This window comes from Sphingopyxis sp. 550B (genome assembly GCF_057401805.1).
Window position 1 is genome coordinate 200001 of record NZ_CM171610.1, and the last position, 18102, is coordinate 218102.

Annotated in this window: 18 protein-coding genes (1 of these 18 cut by a window edge); 7 read left to right on the top strand and 11 right to left on the bottom strand. The window is 68.1% G+C overall.

The genetic code is table 11. The annotated features are described in order from the left end of the window. Positions 1-895 carry the 3' portion of a lipopolysaccharide biosynthesis protein gene (locus AC2S9W_RS00960; RefSeq protein WP_082737352.1) on the top strand. Its footprint begins 629 nt before the window's first position, so only the last 895 of its 1524 coding nucleotides appear in the window; the start codon falls outside the window, past its left edge; it ends in the stop codon at positions 893-895. Positions 896-910: 15 nt separating this feature from the next. Here AC2S9W_RS00960 and AC2S9W_RS00965 read toward each other — a convergent pair whose 3' ends face one another. Further along, positions 911-1336, bottom strand: a complete 426-nt coding sequence (locus AC2S9W_RS00965) for a CBS domain-containing protein (protein WP_067110775.1) — start codon at positions 1334-1336, stop codon at positions 911-913. Positions 1337-1463: 127 nt separating this feature from the next. On the opposite strand from AC2S9W_RS00965, the gene AC2S9W_RS00970 reads away from it, so the two are divergent. Together AC2S9W_RS00970 and AC2S9W_RS00975 are read left to right on the top strand one after the other, a co-directional pair. After that, positions 1464-1772 carry a hypothetical protein gene (locus tag AC2S9W_RS00970; RefSeq protein WP_067110772.1) on the top strand — a complete coding sequence of 103 codons (309 nt, stop codon included), beginning with the start codon at positions 1464-1466 and terminating at the stop codon, positions 1770-1772. Further along, complete coding sequence (locus AC2S9W_RS00975) at positions 1762-2139, top strand: acyl-CoA thioesterase (RefSeq protein WP_067110769.1); 378 nt, start codon at positions 1762-1764, stop codon at positions 2137-2139. The genes AC2S9W_RS00970 and AC2S9W_RS00975 overlap by 11 nt, the downstream gene beginning before the upstream one ends. Before the next feature lie 3 nt (positions 2140-2142). On the opposite strand, the gene AC2S9W_RS00980 is transcribed toward AC2S9W_RS00975, so the two are convergent. The 6 genes from AC2S9W_RS00980 to hisS form a co-directional block, all read right to left on the bottom strand. Continuing rightward, positions 2143-3678, bottom strand: a complete 1536-nt coding sequence (locus tag AC2S9W_RS00980; RefSeq protein WP_475282867.1) for a DUF4139 domain-containing protein — start codon at positions 3676-3678, stop codon at positions 2143-2145. Positions 3679-3707: 29 nt separating this feature from the next. Continuing rightward, positions 3708-5126 carry a DUF4139 domain-containing protein gene (locus AC2S9W_RS00985; RefSeq protein ID WP_067186120.1) on the bottom strand — a complete coding sequence of 473 codons (1419 nt, stop codon included), beginning with the start codon at positions 5124-5126 and terminating at the stop codon, positions 3708-3710. A 75-nt stretch (positions 5127-5201) separates the two neighbouring features. After that, complete coding sequence (locus AC2S9W_RS00990) at positions 5202-6005, bottom strand: DUF4167 domain-containing protein (RefSeq protein WP_067186122.1); 804 nt, start codon at positions 6003-6005, stop codon at positions 5202-5204. Positions 6006-6247: 242 nt separating this feature from the next. Next, complete coding sequence (prmC, locus tag AC2S9W_RS00995) at positions 6248-7075, bottom strand: peptide chain release factor N(5)-glutamine methyltransferase (protein ID WP_486571497.1); 828 nt, start codon at positions 7073-7075, stop codon at positions 6248-6250. A gap of 117 nt (positions 7076-7192) precedes the next feature. Further along, positions 7193-8260, bottom strand: coding sequence for a peptide chain release factor 1 (gene prfA, locus AC2S9W_RS01000; protein ID WP_067110760.1), 1068 nt, complete (start codon positions 8258-8260; stop codon positions 7193-7195). Next, the gene (gene hisS, locus AC2S9W_RS01005) at positions 8260-9513 is read right to left on the bottom strand and encodes a histidine--tRNA ligase (RefSeq protein WP_067187181.1); all 1254 of its coding nucleotides are present in this window, start codon (positions 9511-9513) and stop codon (positions 8260-8262) included. The genes prfA and hisS overlap by 1 nt, the downstream gene beginning before the upstream one ends. A gap of 94 nt (positions 9514-9607) precedes the next feature. Here hisS and AC2S9W_RS01010 point away from each other — a divergent pair, with 94 nt between their 5' ends. Further along, positions 9608-11545 carry a M61 family metallopeptidase gene (locus tag AC2S9W_RS01010; RefSeq protein ID WP_067186125.1) on the top strand — a complete coding sequence of 646 codons (1938 nt, stop codon included), beginning with the start codon at positions 9608-9610 and terminating at the stop codon, positions 11543-11545. A gap of 105 nt (positions 11546-11650) precedes the next feature. Continuing rightward, the gene (gene ppa / locus AC2S9W_RS01015) at positions 11651-12187 is read left to right on the top strand and encodes an inorganic diphosphatase (protein ID WP_067110754.1); all 537 of its coding nucleotides are present in this window, start codon (positions 11651-11653) and stop codon (positions 12185-12187) included. Positions 12188-12207: 20 nt separating this feature from the next. On the opposite strand, the gene AC2S9W_RS01020 is transcribed toward ppa, so the two are convergent. The 4 genes from AC2S9W_RS01020 to AC2S9W_RS01035 all read right to left on the bottom strand — a co-directional run bounded on the left by AC2S9W_RS01020 (position 12208) and on the right by AC2S9W_RS01035 (position 16883). Continuing rightward, positions 12208-13128 carry a mechanosensitive ion channel family protein gene (locus AC2S9W_RS01020; RefSeq protein ID WP_067186127.1) on the bottom strand — a complete coding sequence of 307 codons (921 nt, stop codon included), beginning with the start codon at positions 13126-13128 and terminating at the stop codon, positions 12208-12210. Further along, positions 13125-14330 (bottom strand): cystathionine beta-lyase, encoded by a 1206-nt coding sequence (gene metC, locus AC2S9W_RS01025; protein ID WP_067186129.1) that lies wholly within the window; start codon positions 14328-14330, stop codon positions 13125-13127. Before metC ends, AC2S9W_RS01020 begins: the two co-directional genes overlap by 4 nt. A 171-nt stretch (positions 14331-14501) precedes the next feature. Next, positions 14502-15344, bottom strand: a complete 843-nt coding sequence (gene sseA / locus AC2S9W_RS01030) for a 3-mercaptopyruvate sulfurtransferase (protein WP_067110746.1) — start codon at positions 15342-15344, stop codon at positions 14502-14504. Between the two features lie 177 nt (positions 15345-15521). Then, positions 15522-16883, bottom strand: coding sequence for a hypothetical protein (locus AC2S9W_RS01035; protein WP_067186131.1), 1362 nt, complete (start codon positions 16881-16883; stop codon positions 15522-15524). Between the two features lie 179 nt (positions 16884-17062). Here AC2S9W_RS01035 and queF point away from each other — a divergent pair, with 179 nt between their 5' ends. Together queF and AC2S9W_RS01045 are read left to right on the top strand one after the other, a co-directional pair. After that, positions 17063-17533 carry a preQ(1) synthase gene (queF, locus tag AC2S9W_RS01040; RefSeq protein WP_067110738.1) on the top strand — a complete coding sequence of 157 codons (471 nt, stop codon included), beginning with the start codon at positions 17063-17065 and terminating at the stop codon, positions 17531-17533. 69 nt (positions 17534-17602) lie between these two features. Next, positions 17603-18013: an acyl-CoA thioesterase gene (locus AC2S9W_RS01045; RefSeq protein ID WP_067110736.1), complete on the top strand. Its 411-nt coding sequence runs from the start codon at positions 17603-17605 to the stop codon at positions 18011-18013. The last annotated feature ends 89 nt before the right edge of the window (positions 18014-18102 follow it).

The following is an 18102-nucleotide window of genomic DNA, read 5'->3' on the forward strand; positions in this document are numbered from 1 at the left end:
GCTCGTCGCGCGCCTGCTCGTATGGCCGAGTTTCGATTTCCGGGGCTGCGGGCAGATCATCGGCTTCGGTTCCGCGATTCTCTTCACCCAACTCTTCTGGCTGGTGCAGAGCCAGGCCGACATCGTCATCGCCGGCCGCCGATTCGAACCGCACGCGCTCGGCCTTTACGCCGAGGCGCTGTTCCTCGCGCAGATCTTCATGGGCAAGTTCGTGCCGCCGCTGAACGAGGTCGCCTTTCCCGCCTATTCGCGAATCAAGACCGACCGCGCGGCGGTGCGCTGGAATTTCCTGAAGACGGTGCGGCTGCTGACGCTCGTCGCGGCCCCCTTCTATTGCGGACTCGCGGTCGTCGCCGCGCCGATGGTCGAGACGCTGTTCGGCATCAAATGGATCGGCATGGTGCCCTATATCCAGATCATCGCGCTCGCGCTGATCTTGATGACGGTCCAGATTCTCTTCTCGCCGGTCAACAGCGCGCTCGGCAAGCCGTGGGTGTCGACGCTCGCGTCAATGGGCGGCGCGATCATCTTTCCGACCGCTTTCCTGATCGGCGCGCAATGGGGGCTGATCGGCATGGCGCGCGCTTGGTTGATCGCGGCGCCGCTGCTGCTGCTGCTGACCGCGCGCCTGTCGGGACCGCTGATCGGCGTGTCGCTGGGCGATGTCGCGCGTGCGATGCTGCCCGGCCTCGCCCCCGCGCTGCTGATGGCGGTCGGAGTCGCCCTCGCCGGCGAAGCGCTCGCGCCGTTCGCGCTTGCCGCGCCGGTCCGGCTCGCGCTGCTCGTCGCGCTGGGCGTGCTGCTCTATGGCGGGCTGCTGTGGTTGTTCGCGCGCGAGGCGCTCGCCGAGGTGCAAAGGGTTGCGTTGCGGCGGTCGGCGCCCGAGTCGCCGTGACCGCCGCCGCGGCGATCAGGACGCGATATAGTCGCGCATCGCGGCCGCCTCGGCCTCGATCTTGTCGATGCGATATTTGACGAGATCGCCGATCGACACGAATCCCACGAGTCGCCCTTCGTCGACCACTGGCAGGTGCCGAATCCGCTTCTGCGTCATCTGTGACAGCGCGCCGATTACCGCCATGCCCGAATCGCACGTCACCGGCGACTTGGTCATCACATCGTCGATCTTGCGGTCGAGCGCATCGGGGCCGTAGGAGGAAATCAGCCGCACCAGGTCGCGCTCGGAAAAAATGCCGACGATCATGTCGCCGTCGAGCACCGGAACCGCGCCGATGCGATGCTGCGCCAGCAGGTCGATCACCGCGCGCACGCTGTCGTCCTGCCGCGCCGAAATCACCGCGCCCGTACGCCCGTAGAGGATGGCTCCAATCGTCATTCCTGCCGCTCCCACCATATATCGTCGCGGCAAAGCCTATCATGATTCGCGCCAAAGCCGAAACGCCAGAGGCCCGCATGCCGTCATTCGGGCTTGGCCTCGGCGCGCGGTTGGTTCATGGGGGGGCATGGTCAAACATTCGCCCCTCGACGATGGCGACACGTCGAAAGTCGCCTGGGCGCGCTATCGCCGGCTGATGCGCGGCATGGCGATCGTCTCGCTGGTCGCCGTCGTCGGCGCGCTCGGCTGGCTGCGCTATACGATGGGCGACGCGCTGACGATTCACATGATGATCGCGACCGCCGCCGGCGTCGGCCTGTCGGTGATGCTCGGCGCGGCGCTGATGGGGCTGGTCTTTCTGTCGAGCGGCAGCGGGCACGACGAAGCGATCGACGATCCCTTCGCCGACGACCCGGACATGAAGAATGACCGATAGCCCGCGCGACCCGATCCTGCGGGTCGTGCCCCAACCGTCCGACATCAACAGCAACGGCCATATCTTCGGCGGCTGGGTGCTGTCGCAGATGGACATCGCGGGTGGCATCGTCGCGGCGCGCATCGCGCAGGGGCCGACCGCGACCGTCGCGATCGAGGCGATGGAATTCATCGCGCCGATCCTGCTTCGCGACCTCATCTCCGTCTATGCGCACCTCGAGCGGCGCGGCCGCACGTCGATGGGCATCCGGATCGAGGTAATCGCGACCCGCGGCCGCGACCAGCGCGAGGTCAAGGTGACCGAGGGGCTTTTCACTTTCGTCGCACTCGACGCGGATCACCGCCCGCGCCCGCTGCCACCGGTCTAGACCTTATTTAGCGCGATAATCGAGCGTCCGGCTGTCGTTGGCCGGCACGGTGACGATCCAGGTGGGCAGACCATCCTTACGCGGCAGTTTGCGGAGCCGCGAATCGACCACTTTCATGTCGTCGATGGCGAACCCGAGTTCGAGGACGACCGCAAAGGGGTTCGCGTTGGTCACGGTCACGCGATAATCTTCGCCTTGCTTGCCCGGCGCATGATGATTGTCGGCGGTGACGAGGACCTGGCGACTTTCGCCGATGACGAGGTTGACCGTCTCGCCAACCGCATGGTCGCGCATCGCGCCCTCGCCCGCGAGCAGTTCCTCGCCGAGCGCCGATTCGAACACCGCGACCTGTCCGCTCGGCAAGGGCACGCCGAGCTTGCCCGCCTCCTTGTTCTCCATCCGCAGCACGATCTGGGTACCTTCGTTTTTCGGTTCGCAGGTCGGACAGGTCCGCAGGCGATGGATGGTGCGGAACGGCACCTTGTCCTTCACCAGCAGCGCGACCTGCTTTTGCGCATTGGCCGCGACCGTCACCCGCATCGGCACGCGATAAAGCTTGAGATCGCCCATATCCTCGAGCTGCGCGGTGCTGAACGCGGTGATCGCCATCGGCGAATCCATCAGGCTTGCCTCGCGCCGCTGCGCGGTGACGACGATATCGTAACCCGCCATTGCGGCGGGCGCCGGCGGCGGAGAGGGCGGTGGCGGAGGCCGGATGCCGTTGCGCCCGCTGCCGGTCGGGAAGCAGGACAGGCGAAGCTGCGGTTGCGGCGGCGCCTCGACCAGCTCATCGAAATCCTGCTCGACATTCAGCGTCCCCGCAAGCGCCGACAGATCGGCATCGGCAAAGCTCTCGCCATTGCTGTTGGCGACGGTCAACCAGGCGAAGAGATCGAGCGTCTTCCCGTCGCCCGCGACGCGCGCGACATAATTGCTCGCCCAGTCGAAGCCCGTCGACAAATAGGTGAGCGTTACCGTCACGCGCTGCGCGGCCGGACTGCGCGTCGTCACTGACAGCGTCGGCTTTGCGGTCAGCCCCTTCGGCACCCTGTCGTAAAGGAGCATTTCGGGAAGGCCCGAACAGCGCAGCGCCTCATAGCCGGCGGCGGTTCGCAGCACGACGGCGCCGTCGGGACCCGAGCGGATGAAGGCATTCTCTTCGGTGACCTTGCCCGTCGCGCGATCGGTGCGGCGGAGGTGGACGCGATTGCCGAGCGATCCGTCGAGCAGGCTAGCGGGCGACAGCAGCGCCGCGTCGCGATTCTTCTGCACCACCCCGCCGGGCAGGCCTGTGACGATCGCCGATACCGCGACCATCCCTTCGGCCACGCCCTCGAAGCGCAGCAGCGATTCGCCCGCCGGCAGGTCGATCGTGCGCTGTTCGGAGATCAGCGCGAAGCCTGCGAGGCTGTCGAGGTCGATCTCGCCGCCTTCGCCGCGTCCGGGATCGCGGAACGCGCTGATCGAAACCAAATCGGGGGCGGTCGAAGTCACGACGCTCTGCGCCGCCGCGGGCGATGCGGACAGAAGCAGTAGCAAAGCAAGCGACCGGCGCATCGCGGCGCGGATCAATAGCGCGTTTCGAAGGTGGCGGTGATCGTCGTCTCGCCATTGGCAGGAACCGTCACGCGCCATCGCGTCCCGTCGCTGTCGAGTCGTTCGCTCTTCCGGCTTTCGGTGATGATGCGCGTGTCGTCCCAATACCAGTCTAGCCCACGCTGGACGAGGTCGATCGTCACCGGCTGCGGCCGCGCATTGGTGAGCAGATAGGACATCGACGAGCGCCAGATCGACGGCGACCGTCGTTCGCGCGATACGACGGTCGCCTTCACCTTGACGTCGAAGGCGTCGCCGGTCTTGAGGCCGAGTTCGCTGCCCATCGGCGTATGGCCGATCCGGCTTTCGCCGATGAACTGCGGGTCGCCGCGCATGTCGCGCTGGTAGAAACGCACCGTCCCGGCGGGCAGCGCGTCGCCCAACCCGCCTTGCGCGCTCGAACTGAACTTGATCACGCTCGCCGCGCTCTGCGGCTCGGTCATATTGTTGAAGCCAGCCACTGTATATTCGTAGATCTTCTGCGCCGGCACCTTCGCCACGTCGAGGAAGCTGACCTGCTTCGTCTGCGCGTTGGCGATCGTCGTGCGCTCGGCCAGCGGATAGAGATAATAGTCGCCCAGCTGTTCGCGCGGCGCGGTCTCGGTGCCCGCGCGGCGCAATTCGCCCGGCGCCACGGGCCGCGGACGATAGACGCCGCCACTGCTCGCCGCATTACCCGCCGACGGCGTGCCCGCGACGAGCAGGGTGCGCGCCCGGTCGAAGGTGGTGCCGGTGGTGTTGGTCAGCGTGACCCAGCCCTGGACGTCGATCGTCCCCGCCTTCTCGTCGTAGAGCGACACATAGTCGGCCGCCCAGCCGAGCCCGCCGGTCAGATAGGACAGCGTCGCCGGCCGCGTTCCGGTGCTCTTGCTCTCGACCGTGATCGACAGCGTCGGCTTGGCGCGCAGGTTCGGCGGAATCTTATCGAAGATCACCCGCACCGGCAGCCCGTCGTCGCGCAATATCTCGATGCGCGACCCGATCTCGAGCACGACGCCGCCGTTGACCGCGAGCACCTTCGCGCGCTCGCGCGTCTCGGCACCGGTCGCGGGATTGATGCGCAGCAGCGTCACCGTCTCGCCGACCGCCTTCTGCATCAGCGCGTTGGGCGACAGCAGGTCATAATCGAAATTCTGCTCGACGATCGCGGTGCCCGCGGCGCTGAACGACACCGTCTGCGGCCGGATCTGCGCCGACACGTCGGGAAATTCCTGCCGCGTCCGACCGGCGGGAAAGGAGATTTGCCGGATGTCCTGCACCAGCGACTGGCCGCCATTGTAGATGGTGACCGACAGGTCGCCCTGTGCATTGCCGGCGGCGGGGTCCTGCGCCGCGGCGGAAGCGGCGCCCAGCGCCAGGGTCAGACAGCAAAGGCTTGCCAAGGCTCGCATGAAAAACTCCCCCGAACGGTGGTCCGGGGGAGGCTATGGCATGTCGATGGCAAAAACCAGCGTCGAATCGCGGACTTATTCCGCCGCTTCGACCCCGGTGTCGCGCGCGGCGAGTGTCCGGCGCGTGCGCCGCGGCTTGGGCGCCGGCGCCTCTTCGGCGCTGTCCCCGGCGGGGGCATCGGCATTGCGTTCGCTGCGGCCGATCGCGGGTGGCAGTGCGGCGCTGTCGATTCCCGCTGTTTCGCGCGCATCCTCCTCACGCTCGCGCGTGCGGCGCGGGCCGCGGCGCGCGGTGCGCGGTGCGGGGGGCGCATCCTCGGGCGTCTCGCGCTCGGCGCTGCCCCCTTCCTTCGTTTCGGTACCGGCTTCGCTGCGATCCTGATCGCGTTCGCGACGGCCGCGGGCGCGCGGCTGGCGATTGCCGCGCCCATCCTCGTCGTCGCGGCGGTCGCGGTTGCCGCGCGTTTCGCCGTCCTGCTCGGTTTCGGTCCGCTCGCCATCGCTGTCGAGATCGCTCTCGTCATGGCCGTCGAAATCCTCGACCCCGCGTACTTCGCGATGGCGGTCGGGGCTGCGCTCCTGACCGCTCTGCGCCGCCCTTTCCTCCTGGCGGGCGCGGAAATCGCTGTGGACGCGGAAATAATGGTCGGCGAACTGCAGATAATATTCGGTCTGCACCCGGTCGCCCGAAAGCTGCGCGTCGCGCGCGAGATTCTTGTATTTCTCGATCATCTGGACGGCATTGCCGCGCGCCCGGCTGTCGATCCGGTTGGCCTGGTCGACGCCCCCGCGTCCGCCCGACTGCGACCGGTTGTTGCTGTTGTTGTTGCGGCCGCGACGGCGACCGCTCTGCCGGTTGTTCATGTTCAACTGAGACATCCTGTCGAAAGCTAATAAGCTATGCCAACCCCTTTTGGCCGGCGGCACCAAATCGGCGTGCCGCACCCGCGCTCGCTGCGCGGTTCTAGCCCTCTGTCGCCCGCGCCGGACCCATGGTCCCGCACCGGCATCGCAAGTGGGAAGCAGACCAGCCGGCCCGATGAAGGGACCCCGGTCGGGCCTGTGAGCCGCCCCCTACAGCGCTTTGCGGCGGAAACCAAGAAAATTCTTGTATGGGGGCGCTATCCGACGCGGGTCAGCAAAAGCGCCCGGTCGCGACCACCCAAATCCCGGCGGTACCGTACGGCAAATCCCGCCGCTTCGGCCAGTTCTGCCACCAACATATGCTGTGTGGACCCGATTTCAAGCACCGCCGCGCCGCCGGGGGCGAGATAGTCCGGCAGCATCGGAATGATCCGGCGATAATCGTCGAGCCCGTCCACCCCCGCGAACAGCGCGCTCGCCGGTTCGTATCGGACGACGTCGGGCATCAGCGCCTCGCCGTCGGCGATATAGGGGGGGTTGCACAGGATGAGGTCGAACGATCCCGCCACGCCCGCCATCCAGTCGCCGACGCGGAAGGCGGCGCGGGCCGCGAGCCCGAGGGCCTCCGCATTGGCGCGCGCAAGGGTCAGCGCGGCCTCGCTCGCGTCGATCCCCAGTCCGGTCGCCGCTGGCCATTCGGCGAGCGCCGCCAGCAGCAGCGTCCCCGGCCCGGTGCCGAGGTCGAGGACATGATGCGGCGACCGCGCACCGAAATGATCGAGCGCCGCCTCGATCAGCGTCTCGCTGTCCGGACGCGGGATCAGCGCACCGGGACCCACCGCGAGCCGGATCGTCCAGAAATCGCGATAGCCGACGATATAGGCGACGGGTTCGTGCGCCAACCGCCGCTCGACGAGCGTCGCGAACGCCTCCGGCACGGCGTAGCGGGAGGGATCGAGCAGCAGCGCCGCGCGCTCCACCCCCAGCGCATGCGCCATCAGCAGTTCGGCATCGAGGCGCGGGGTTTCGGACACGGCGGCGAGGCGGGTCGCGGCGGCGCGGAGAGCCAGCCCGACCTCACTCACGCCGAATTCCGTTCGTGTCGAGCGAAGTCGGGACACTCATCGAGACGATATCGAGCCGAGGGGTATCGCAACTTCGCTCGATACGAACGGATTCGGATCAGGCGGGGTGCTCCGAGGCTAATCACCCAGCCCCGCCAGCCGCTGCGCCTGATCCTCGGCGATCAGCGCATCGATCAGTTCGTCCATCTGTCCCTCCAGTATCTCGGGCAGGCGGTGGAGCGTCAGGTTGATGCGATGGTCGGTCACGCGCCCCTGCGGGAAATTATAAGTGCGGATGCGTTCGGACCGGTCGCCCGACCCGACCATTGACTTGCGCGCCGACGCCTCGGCGCTGTGCGCACGCGCACGTTCGAGGTCATAGAGCCGCGCGCGCAGCACCTGCATCGCCTTCGCGCGATTCTTGTGCTGGCTGCGCTGGTCCTGCTGGATCACGACGAGGCCGGTCGGGATATGGGTGATGCGGATCGCCGAATCGGTCGTGTTGACGTGCTGCCCGCCCGCGCCGGACGAGCGATAGATATCGACCTTCAGGTCCTTTTCGTCGATCGCGACGTCGACCTCTTCGGCCTCCGGCAGCACCGCGACGGTCGCGGCGCTGGTATGGATGCGCCCGCCGCTTTCGGTGACGGGAACGCGCTGGACGCGGTGAACGCCGCTCTCGAACTTGAGCTTCGCGAACACCCCCTGCCCCGTCACCGACGCGACGACTTCCTTGTAGCCGCCGACCTCGGCCTCGTTCGCCGAGATGATCTCGACCTTCCAGCCCTGCGCGTCGGCGTAGCGGCCGTACATGCGGAGCAGGTCCCCCGCGAACAGCGCCGCCTCGTCGCCGCCTGTCCCCGCGCGGATTTCGAGCATCGCCGCGCGCTCGTCGGCGACGTCCTTCGGCAGCAGCCTGACCGCAAGGTCGTGCTCGGCGGCCGGCAGCGCCTCCTTGACCGCGGCGATCTCCTCCTCGGCCATCGCCTTCATCTCGGCGTCGGACAGCATTTCATCAAGCGCCGCCAGCTCGCCGCGCAGCCGCACCACCTCGCGCGCCGCCGCCGCGACGGGCTCCAGCTCCGCGAACTCCTTCGAGGCCGCGACGAAATCGGCGGGCGTCATGTCGCCCGTCGCCATGCGCGCCTGGAGCGCGGCATGGCGCTCGATGATCGCGTCGATCTGCCTGGCCGAAACGTTCGCCATCACCCGATCGAACGAAACAGCGCTTCGGCGCGGGCGGCGGCCTCGCTGCCATCGGTCTTGGCGTTGGTGAAGGGAACGCCGTCGCGCAGGCTGATCGAAATCAGCGCGCGGGCGCCGACCTTCGCGGCCTTGTCGAAACGCTTGCGCGGCGAACCCGTCGCGACGATGTCCGCCGACACCCGATTGTCGCGCAGAAGGCGAAGTCCGCGCATCGCGAGATCGAACATCGCATCGTCCTCGACCGCGATCACCGCGTCGAGCCGCGTGTCGACGGCATTATCCGCGAGCAGCATCGCCAGTCGCTCAATACCCGCCGCCCAGCCGACCGCCGCGGTCGGCGGCCCGCCGAGCGCCTCGATCAATCCGTCATAGCGTCCGCCGCCCAGCACCGTGCCCTGCGCACCAAGCCGGTCGGTGACGAATTCGAACGCGGTGTGGCGATAATAGTCGAGCCCGCGCACCAGCCGCGCGTTGCGCTCCCACGCCACCCCGGCGGCGTCGAGCCCCGCGGTCACCGCGCCGAAGAAATCCTGCGCCGCCCCGGTCAGAAAGGCGTCGATGTCGGGCGCGCTGTCGGCAATGGGCCGGTCGCGCGGGTCCTTGCTGTCGAGGATGCGCAGCGGATTCTTGTCGAGCCGCGCGAGGCTGTCCTCGGACAGCTCGCCGCGATGGACGGTGAAATGCTCGACCAGCGCCGCACGCCACGCCTCGCGGCTTTCCGCGTCGCCGAGCGTGTTGAGCGTCAGCGTCACCCCCTCGGCGATCCCCAGTTCCTTCAGCAGCTGGTCGGCGAGGACGAGCAGTTCGGCGTCGGCAAGCGGGCTGTCGCTGCCGAGCACTTCGGCATCGAGCTGATGGAACTGCCGATAGCGGCCCTTCTGCGGCCGCTCGTAGCGGAACAGCGGACCGTGCGTTGCGACCTTCAGCGGCGCGAACTGCTGCCAGCCATTGGAGATATAGGCGCGCGCGATTCCGGCGGTGAATTCGGGGCGCAGCGTGATCGATTCGCCGCCGCGATCCTCGAAAGAATACATTTCCTTCGACACGACGTCGGTCGTTTCACCCAGGCTGCGCGCGAACACCGCGGTCGGTTCGATCACCGGCACCTCGACGCGCTTGAAGCCATAGAGGCGGCGCACGCGGTCGAAGGTATCGACGACATGCTGGAAACGGTCGGCGAAATCGCCGAGCATGTCCTGGGTGCCGCGCACCGGCTGCGGCGTCGGGATTTTCTTCGCGCGGTCCTTGCTCATGGCCGCGGCGTCTAATGGCTTTTCGTCGAAACGCAAAGGGTCCTCGCAGACCCCGCGCTGGACCTTCGCCGCTTTTCCCGGCAACAGGCTGACCATGAAAATGGCACCGTTCGTCGCAGCGGCCCTGCTGGCCGCTCCCTTCGCCCTCGCCTCCTCCTCCGCCGCCGAGGAGGCCAACAGCCGCCCGCAGCCGGTCGTCCAGCCGCATGTCGTGCCGCTGCCCGCCGACAAGGCCTATCCGGGGACGCTGCAGCTTCGCGTCGATGCGACCGACGTCGCGCGCGGAATCTTCCGCGTCCGCCAGACGATTCCGGTCGCGAAGAGCGGCAAGCTGACCCTCCTCTATCCGCAATGGCTGCCCGGCAAGCATGCGCCGCGCGGCGCGATCGCGGAGATCGCGGGGTTCCGGCCCAGCGCCGGCGGGACGCCGCTGACCTGGGTGCGCCAGCCGACCGACGTCTATGCCTTCGACATCGACATACCGGCGGGCACCAAGAGCATCGACGTTGCCTTCGACTTCCTGTCGCCGACGCGGCCGAGCGAGGGCCGCATCGTCGTCACGCCCGCGATGATGAACCTCCAGTGGGAACAGGTCAGCCTCTACCCGGCCGGCTATTTCACGCGCAACATCCCGGTGCAGCTCGAGGTGACGCTGCCCGAGGGCTGGACCGGTGCCGCGGCGCTCGACGGGCTGAAGGTTTCGGGCAACCGCTACAGCTATGCCCCCACCAGCTACGAGACACTGGTCGACAGCCCGATGTTCGCCGGCAAGTTCTTCCGCAAATGGGACCTCGGGCAGAATGTCACGCTGAACGTCGTCGCCGACGAGGCCAAATATCTGGAGGCGACCCCCGACCAGATCGCGCGCCACGCGGCGCTGGTCGCCGAGACGGTGGCGCTGTTCGGGACGAAGCATTTCGACCGCTACGAATTCCTTCTCGCGCTCACCGACGAGCTCGGCGGCATCGGCCTCGAACATCATCGCAGCAGCGAGAACAGCCGCGCCACCGACTATTTCACGCGCTGGGACGACAATGATTCGGAGCGCGGGCTGTTGCCGCACGAATTCACCCACAGCTGGAACGGCAAATACCGCCGCCCCGCCAAGCTGTGGACGCCCGATTTCCGGACCCCGATGCAGGGCAATCTGCTGTGGGTCTATGAGGGCCAGACGAGCTTCTGGGACCTCGTCCTTGCCGGCCGTTCAGGCATGCAAAGCAAGGATACGGTGCTTGGCGAATGGGCGACCAACGCCGCCTTCTTTGCCGCGCAGGCCGGCCGGGCGTGGCGATCGGTCGAGGACACGACGCTCGACCCGGTGATCGCCGGCCGCAAGCCGCGCCCCTTCCCCAGCGCGACGCGGACCGAGGATTATTACAACGAAGGCTCGCTCGTCTGGCTGGAAGCCGACATGATCATCCGGCAGGCGACGAACGATATGAAGAGCCTCGACGATTTCGCCAAAGCCTTCTTCGGCGGCCGGGGCGGAGACTGGGGCGAGGTCACCTATGATTTCGGCGACGTCGTCGCAGTGCTGAACACCATCCACCCCTATGACTGGAGCGAGTTCCTGCGCACCCGTCTCCAGACTCCAGGCCAGCCTGCGCCGACCGGCGGCATCGAAAGGGCGGGATACCGGCTCGTCTGGCGCGACGCCCCCAACGCCTATGACCGGGCGCGGATGGCGCGCGCCAAGACCGCCGACCTCACCCACTCGCTCGGCCTGGTGATCGACAAGGACGGCGTTGCCACCGGCATCCTGTGGGACGGCCCGGCCTTCCGTGCCGACATCGTCAACGGCACGAAGATTCTCGCGGTCGACGGCCTCGGCTACAGCCGCGAGCGGATAGAGGCCGCGATCCGCGCCGCCGCCGACGGCAGGACTCCGGTGCGTCTGCTGGTCGAGCGCGGCGGCCGCTATCGCACGATCGAGATCGCCTATCATGGCGGCCTGCGCTGGCCACACCTCGAAAAGACCGGCAGCGGGCCGGACTGGTTCGACCGGCTGCTCGCGGCGAAACGCGCGCTCTGATTTCCCTCCCGCTTGCGGGAGGAGTAAGCTCCCCCTCGACTTTGCGCGCCGTCAGGCGCTAAAGGCGCGCGCCATTTCAAAAAAGACCGAAGGATATTCTCTCCCATGCGTATCGACCTGATCCCGGCCGGCGACAATCCGCCCGACAGCCTGAATGTGCTGATCGAGGTGCCGATCGGCGGCGAGCCGGTGAAATATGAATTCGACAAGGCGTCGGGCGCGCTGTTCGTCGACCGCTTCCTGCACACACCGATGCGCTATCCCGCCAACTACGGTTTCATCCCGCACACGCTGGGCGAGGACGGCGATCCGCTCGACGCGCTCGTCGTCGCGCGCACCTCGGTCATCGCCGGCGCGGTGGTCAAGTGCCGCCCGATCGGCGTGCTTTTGATGGAAGACGACAAGGGCGGCGACGAAAAGCTGCTGTGCGTCCCGATCAACGCGACCTTTCCCTATTATGCCGAAGTGGCGAGCTATCGCTCGATGCCGCCGATCGTCATGCAGCAGATCGAGCATTTCTTCACCCACTACAAGGATCTCGAACCCGGCAAATGGGCCAAGCTCAACGGCTGGGGCGACGTCGACGAAGCCAAGCGGATCATCGTCGAGGGGATCGAGCGCGCCAGGCAGGCCGGCGTCTGAGCCGCAGCGGGCTACGCGCCCTATTCCGGCGCGTCGCCATCCGAAACGAAGCGTATGTCCTGGCGCGGATAGGGGATGCGGATTCCCGCTTCGCCGAACCGGTCCCATATGTCGAGGAACACGCTGCCCTGGATATTGCCCAGCCCCGCCTCGGGGTCCGATATCCAATAGCGCAACTCGTGCTCGACCGCGCGCTCGCCAAAGCCGATGATCCACACCACCGGTTCGGGATCGGACAGGATGCGCGGATTGGTCCGCGCCGCTTCGACCATCAACCGCTGCGCCAGCCGCAGGTCGCAGTCATAGGGAACCGGAACCCGCATCCGCACGCGCACGTCGCGGCTCGAATAGCTCCAATTCTCGACCGCCTGCGTCATCAGCAGCTCGTTCGGGATCAGGTGCTTCTTGCCGTCGCGGGTCACGACGCTGACCGCGCGCACCCCGATCTTCGCGACATAGCCGACATTGGGCACGCCGCCGAGCGTCGCGACGCCCATCGAGGCGGCATCCCCCACCACGATCACGTCGCCCGGCTTGATCGAACGGTCCATCAGCAGGATGATCCCGGCGATCAGGTTGCCGACGGTCTTCTGCAGGCCGAAGCCGATCGCCAGCCCCGCCGCACCCGAAAAGACCGCCAGCGCGGTCAGGTCGATGCCGAGCAGGTCGACCCCGAACAGCAGCGCCAGCGTGAACAGCGCGATCGCGATCAGCTTTTCGGCCAAGATTCGCTGCGTGTCGTCGATCTGCCGGTTGCGGCGCAGGACCCACTTGATCGCGCGCAGCACGACGCGCACCGCGACATAGAGCAGCACCGCGACGACCAGCGCCGCGAACAGCGAATAGAGCGACAGGCGATAGTCGCCGATGTCGAGCCCGATCGCCTTCATCGCCGCGATCACCTCCGCGACGCCGTGCCGGGCGCTCGCCGCGACGCTCATGCCGCGAGCGCCGCAAGGCCGCGTTCGAGGTCGGCGATCAGGTCGGCCGGGTCCTCGAGTCCGATCGACAGGCGCACCAGCGCATCGCGGTCGGTCCACGTCGTCGCGGTGCGAATGCCCGCCGGATCGCTCGGCACGATCAGGCTTTCGTAGCCGCCCCAGCTGAAGCCGATCCCGAAGCACGCCAGCGCATCGACGAAGCGCGCGCGCGCCGCGTCATCGGCATCCGCCAGCGTGAAGCCGAACAGCCCGCTCGTCCCCGAAAAGTCGCGCGCCCACAGCGCATGGCCCGGATCGCCGGGCAGCGCGGGGTGGAGCACTCGCCCGACTTCCGGCCGCTCGGCCAGCCAGCGCGCGACGGCGAGGCCGTTCTCCGCATGCCGCGCCAGCCGCACGTCGAGCGTCCGCAGGCCACGCAGCATCAGGGCGCAATCGTCGGGCGAAACCGAATGGCCGAGCTGATAGGTCGCCTTGCGCAGCCGCGGCCACAGCGTGGGCGTCGCGGTAAGCGAGCCCATCATCGCATCCGAATGGCCGCCGACATATTTGGTGAGGCTCATCATCGTCACGTCGACGCCGTGCGCCAGCGCCGGGAACAGCAGCGGCGTCGCCCAAGTGTTGTCGAGCATCGTCACGACGCCGCGCTCGCGCGCGACGGCCGTGATCGCGGGCACGTCCTGCACCTCGAAGGTCAGGCTGCCGGGCGATTCGAGGAAGATCAGCTTCGTCGCGGGCTCGATCAGCGCGGCGATGTCCTTGCCGATCAGCGGATCATAATAGGTCGTGCGCACGCCATAGCGCTTCAGCATATCGTCGCAGAACAGCCGCGTCGGTTCATAGGCGCTGTCGACCATCAGCAGGTGATCGCCGGGCGCGAGCAGCGCGAGCAGCCCGGCGGTGATCGCCGCGACGCCCGACGGGTAGAGCAAGGTTCCCTCGGCCCCCGGCTCGAAGTCGGTCAGCGCGTCGGCGAGCGCCCAGACGGTCGGCGTCCCCCGCCGGCCGTAATAGAGCTTGTCGTGCGTCGCATGGCCCCGCGCGCGGAGATCGGCAACCGAATCGTAGAGGATCGTCGAGGCGCGCCAGACCGGCGGATTGACGACCCCGCCGCCGAGCCGCGGGTCGCCGGTCCATTCGGGCCGCCGCCCGCCCTGCGCCAGTTTCGTCGCGGGGCGGAGATTGCTGTCGTCGCTCTTGCTCATCCGCGCCTTGTTAACCGAGCGGGGCGCAAAATCCAGTAGTCGGCACCTTCCGACCCGCGCGGCGGGCTTTCAAATTCTCAAACGAAGACACGAAGAGGGCAGCCCACGCGCGAACCATGCGCGCATGAACTGCCCTCTTCGTGTCTTCGTGTGAGTCAAAATGGCGCGGCCTCAGGCCGCGCCGGTCGCCTTCGGGGTTGCCGGGTCGGCGCCCCATTCGGTCCAGCTTCCGTCATAGACCGCGACATCCTCCTTGCCGAGCAGGTGCGCGCCGAAGGCGACGACGGTCGCGGTCATGCCGCTGCCGCAGGTCGTGACGAGCGGCTTGTCGAGATCGATTCCCGCGGCGTCGAAGGCCGCCTTCAGTTCGTCGCCCTGCTTCCAGGTGCCGTCGGCGTTGAAAAGCTGGCTGTGCGGCAGGCTGCGCGAGCCCGGGATGTGGCCCGGCGCCATGCCGGGGCGCGGATCGCGCTCTTCGCCGGTGAAGCGCGCCGCGGGGCGCGCGTCGACGACCTGTTCGGCGCCGCTGTCGACGTTCGCGAGCATCTGGTCCTTGCTGCGCACCGCCTTCGCATCGCGCCACACCGTGAAGTGGCGGTGGCGCAGCGTCTGCTTGCCCATTTCGAGCGGGCGCCCTTCGGCCTTCCACTTGGCGAGCCCGCCGTCGAGGAGCGCGACGTCGTGCGCGCCGAACAGCTTGAGCAGCCACCAGGCGCGCGCCGCGCTTTTCAGCGGGCTGTCGTCATAAAGCACGATGCGGCTGCCGTCGCCGAGGCCGAGCGACTGCATCCGGCTCGCGAACTTCTCGGGCGGCGGCGCCATATTCTCGACATCGCTGTGCGAATCGGCCAACTCTGTCAGGTCCATGAAGACCGCGCCGGGGATGTGACCCGCCTCATATTCCGCGCGCGCGTCGCGGTCGGTCCCCACCATGAATTTCGTCGCATCGACGACCCGCAGGTCCGATGCCCCCAGTTCGCGTTCCAGCCAGTCGGTTGACACCAAGGCGTCCATGTCATGCTCCTGTTACGACCCGACGGTGGAACCTGCGTTGTCCTGCCCCGCCCGCCGGCCATCCTGCTATGGCTCTTGTCTTTCCGGGGAAGTCGCCAGCCTATGCCCCCGCTTGCCCTTTTTCAAGCGCGCTGCCGCTCTGCCCCAGACGATGCTGCGCCGCAACAAAAATGATATCTACAGGCTCCGCCGCATCGCCGTCGCGCGGGCACCCGGCTGGCTGACGACATAGGTCGCGCGGTCGAGCGGAAGCGGCGCCAGACGGTCGCTTTCCTTCGGCCCCGTCTCGCGGCCGATCACGAAGCTGCCCGCGACCTGGCCGAACCCGTCGCCCGCCCCGTCCCAATGATAGGTGACGTCGAAGGCGGCCACCGGGACGAGCATCGGCTTGCCCGCCATCGGCAGCGGCTCGATCGTCGCGCGCGGCAGCACGACCTCGCCGTCGAGCCGCTCGCCCGCACCCGGCGCCAGCGCCATGTCGTCGCGCAGCACGCTGCCGCCGGCGCCGTCGAAGAAGCGCGCGAGCACCGGCTCGGTCATCGCCGATCCCTGGTTGAGCGCGATGCGAACCATCAGCCCGACGGCATCGACCGATCCCTGGTTCGTCAGGTTCAGCGAAAAGCCGAACAGGATCTGGTCGGGCGCGGCACGAATCGAGTGGATTTCCAGCGTCATGCCGATCACCGGCCGTCGTTCGGCCGCGGGCCGGGTGACGAGCGGCGACGGCGGGCGCGGGGCGCCCGGCTGGAAAGGCGCGGGCGGCGCGGCGGGGGCCGGAGGCGCCACGTCGGGCGTCGCCGGAACGGGCGGCGAAGGCGCGGGTGCCGGCGGCGGTGTCGGCAAGGACGCCAGAGTCTGCGGAGCGGCCGGCGGCGGCGCCGGGGTTTCCGGCGCCTCGAAAGGCGCGGCGCCCTCGGGAAGCGGACGGCGGCGCCAATACCAGATACCGGCGACCAGCGCGGCCAGTGCCGCCAGCAGCCACGCCCAGAGCGGCGTGTCCGGCGCGGAACCGGAAGGGAGCGCAGGCGGCGCCGCATCATCGGCCGCCGGACTGGGCATCTCCGCGGCGGGCGTGGATGCCGTCGGTTCCGGCCCGACGGGCAATGGCGATGCGTCGCCGGTCGGCGCGACGGGCACCGGTACGGGAGCTTGGCCGCCGGTCGGTGCAGACGACGCGGCGCGCGGCGCTACCTCGGCCGCGCGCGGCTCGGCGGGCGTGGTGCGGCGCGGGGTTTCGGGCGCGGCCGCGCCGCCGGTCGCTGGCAGCGTCGGCGCCACCCGCGGCGGCGCGGGACGCGGCGTCGGCGTCGGCGTCGGCGCAGGCGTGACGCGCTCGCCGGGGGCGATCGGCGGCAGGCCGTTGTTCGACGGCCCCTGCACCCCGGCCGCGCGGCCATCGTCGGCAGGCGGCAGACGGAAATCGACCGACGGCCCCGACGGAGCGGGTGACGACGGAGTCAGCGACGGCGCGGGATCGGGCGTCTCGGCCTGCTGCGCCGCGGTCGGGGCGGGCCCGCCCAGCCCCAGGGCGAGCGCCATCAACGGCAGCGCTGCTGCCTTGCGTCGCCGATCCAACCTGCTGCCCGTCATCGCCAAACCGTCCGTGACACCCGAATATCGTTCCCTGCCCCTCGATGCGGCGCGGTCGATCGCGAGCCATGGGGCCGGCGGTCCGCAAAGCGCTTCCGCGCGGGGCGTTGAGGCTCTAGACGAAAGCCATGACCGATTCCAGCCATCCCCCGCTCGCCCCCAAACATCTCGGCCAGCCCAGCCAACTGCCCGCCGCGCCGGAGGCGGCGGTACTCGACTACGTCCCTAATCCGCGCAGCGGCGAACTCTATCTGGTGCGCTTCGCGGCGCCCGAATTCACCTCGCTCTGCCCGGTCACCGGCCAGCCCGATTTCGCGCACCTGGTCATCGACTATGCGCCGGGCGAGACGATCGTCGAATCGAAGAGCCTCAAGCTGTTTCTCGCCAGCTTCCGCAACCATGCCGGCTTCCACGAGGATTGCACCGTCGGCATCGGGCGTCGCCTGTTCGACGAGATGCGCCCGCGCTGGCTGCGCATCGGCGGCTATTGGTATCCGCGCGGCGGCATCCCGATCGACGTCTTCTGGCAATCCGGCCCGCCGCCCGAGGGGCTGTGGCTCCCCGATCAAGGCGTCGCCCCCTATCGCGGGCGCGGCTGATCCGATATTTCAACAAAAAAGGTGGGATTTCATCTTCCCGTCGCACGACCCTTACATTATTGTCAGCGCATGACCGCTACCGCCCGCCCCCACGACCACGACATCACCGTCGGCCCCGACGCCATCGACTTCATGGGACACGTCAACAATGCCCATTATCTGAGCTGGGTGCAGGAAGCGGTGCTTGCCCACTGGCGCAAGATCGCACCGCCCGAGGCGGTGTCGCAGCATCTGTGGGTCGCGCTGAAGCACGAGATCACCTACCGCCGCCCCGCCTTCCTCGACGACCAGGTGATCGCGACGGTGATCCTCGAAAAGGTTCAGGGCGCGCGCGCCTTTTACGAAACGGTCATCCGGCGCGGCGAGGAAGTGCTGGCCGAAGTCAAGTCGAGCTGGTGCTGCATCGACGCCGAAACACTCCGTCCGGCGCGGCTGGCGAGCGAGGTGGTGGCGCGCTTCTTCCCGGGCGAAAAAAGCTAAGCTGCCCTTCCAACCTCCGTCATGCTGAACTCGTTTCAGCATCCATGGCCCAAGCCTCTCCTTCGACGCATCATCACCGGACGGGTCCG

What these genes read in the sequence shown, in the direction of transcription:
- metC (WP_067186129.1), bottom strand. Translation starts at nt 14,330, where the DNA reads ATGAGCAAGAGCGACGACAGCAATCTCCGCCCCGCGACGAAACTGGCG.
- AC2S9W_RS00975 (WP_067110769.1), top strand. Translation starts at nt 1,762, where the DNA reads ATGACCGATAGCCCGCGCGACCCGATCCTGCGGGTCGTGCCCCAACCG.
- AC2S9W_RS01045 (WP_067110736.1), top strand. Translation starts at nt 17,603, where the DNA reads ATGACCGCTACCGCCCGCCCCCACGACCACGACATCACCGTCGGCCCC.
- AC2S9W_RS00965 (WP_067110775.1), bottom strand. Translation starts at nt 1,336, where the DNA reads ATGACGATTGGAGCCATCCTCTACGGGCGTACGGGCGCGGTGATTTCG.
- AC2S9W_RS01035 (WP_067186131.1), bottom strand. Translation starts at nt 16,883, where the DNA reads ATGGCGCTCGCCCTGGGGCTGGGCGGGCCCGCCCCGACCGCGGCGCAG.
- queF (WP_067110738.1), top strand. Translation starts at nt 17,063, where the DNA reads ATGACCGATTCCAGCCATCCCCCGCTCGCCCCCAAACATCTCGGCCAG.
- AC2S9W_RS00990 (WP_067186122.1), bottom strand. Translation starts at nt 6,005, where the DNA reads ATGTCTCAGTTGAACATGAACAACCGGCAGAGCGGTCGCCGTCGCGGC.
- AC2S9W_RS01020 (WP_067186127.1), bottom strand. Translation starts at nt 13,128, where the DNA reads ATGAGCGTCGCGGCGAGCGCCCGGCACGGCGTCGCGGAGGTGATCGCG.
- AC2S9W_RS00970 (WP_067110772.1), top strand. Translation starts at nt 1,464, where the DNA reads ATGGTCAAACATTCGCCCCTCGACGATGGCGACACGTCGAAAGTCGCC.
- ppa (WP_067110754.1), top strand. Translation starts at nt 11,651, where the DNA reads ATGCGTATCGACCTGATCCCGGCCGGCGACAATCCGCCCGACAGCCTG.
- sseA (WP_067110746.1), bottom strand. Translation starts at nt 15,344, where the DNA reads ATGGACGCCTTGGTGTCAACCGACTGGCTGGAACGCGAACTGGGGGCA.
- prfA (WP_067110760.1), bottom strand. Translation starts at nt 8,260, where the DNA reads ATGGCGAACGTTTCGGCCAGGCAGATCGACGCGATCATCGAGCGCCAT.
- AC2S9W_RS00985 (WP_067186120.1), bottom strand. Translation starts at nt 5,126, where the DNA reads ATGCGAGCCTTGGCAAGCCTTTGCTGTCTGACCCTGGCGCTGGGCGCC.
- AC2S9W_RS01010 (WP_067186125.1), top strand. Translation starts at nt 9,608, where the DNA reads ATGAAAATGGCACCGTTCGTCGCAGCGGCCCTGCTGGCCGCTCCCTTC.
- hisS (WP_067187181.1), bottom strand. Translation starts at nt 9,513, where the DNA reads ATGAGCAAGGACCGCGCGAAGAAAATCCCGACGCCGCAGCCGGTGCGC.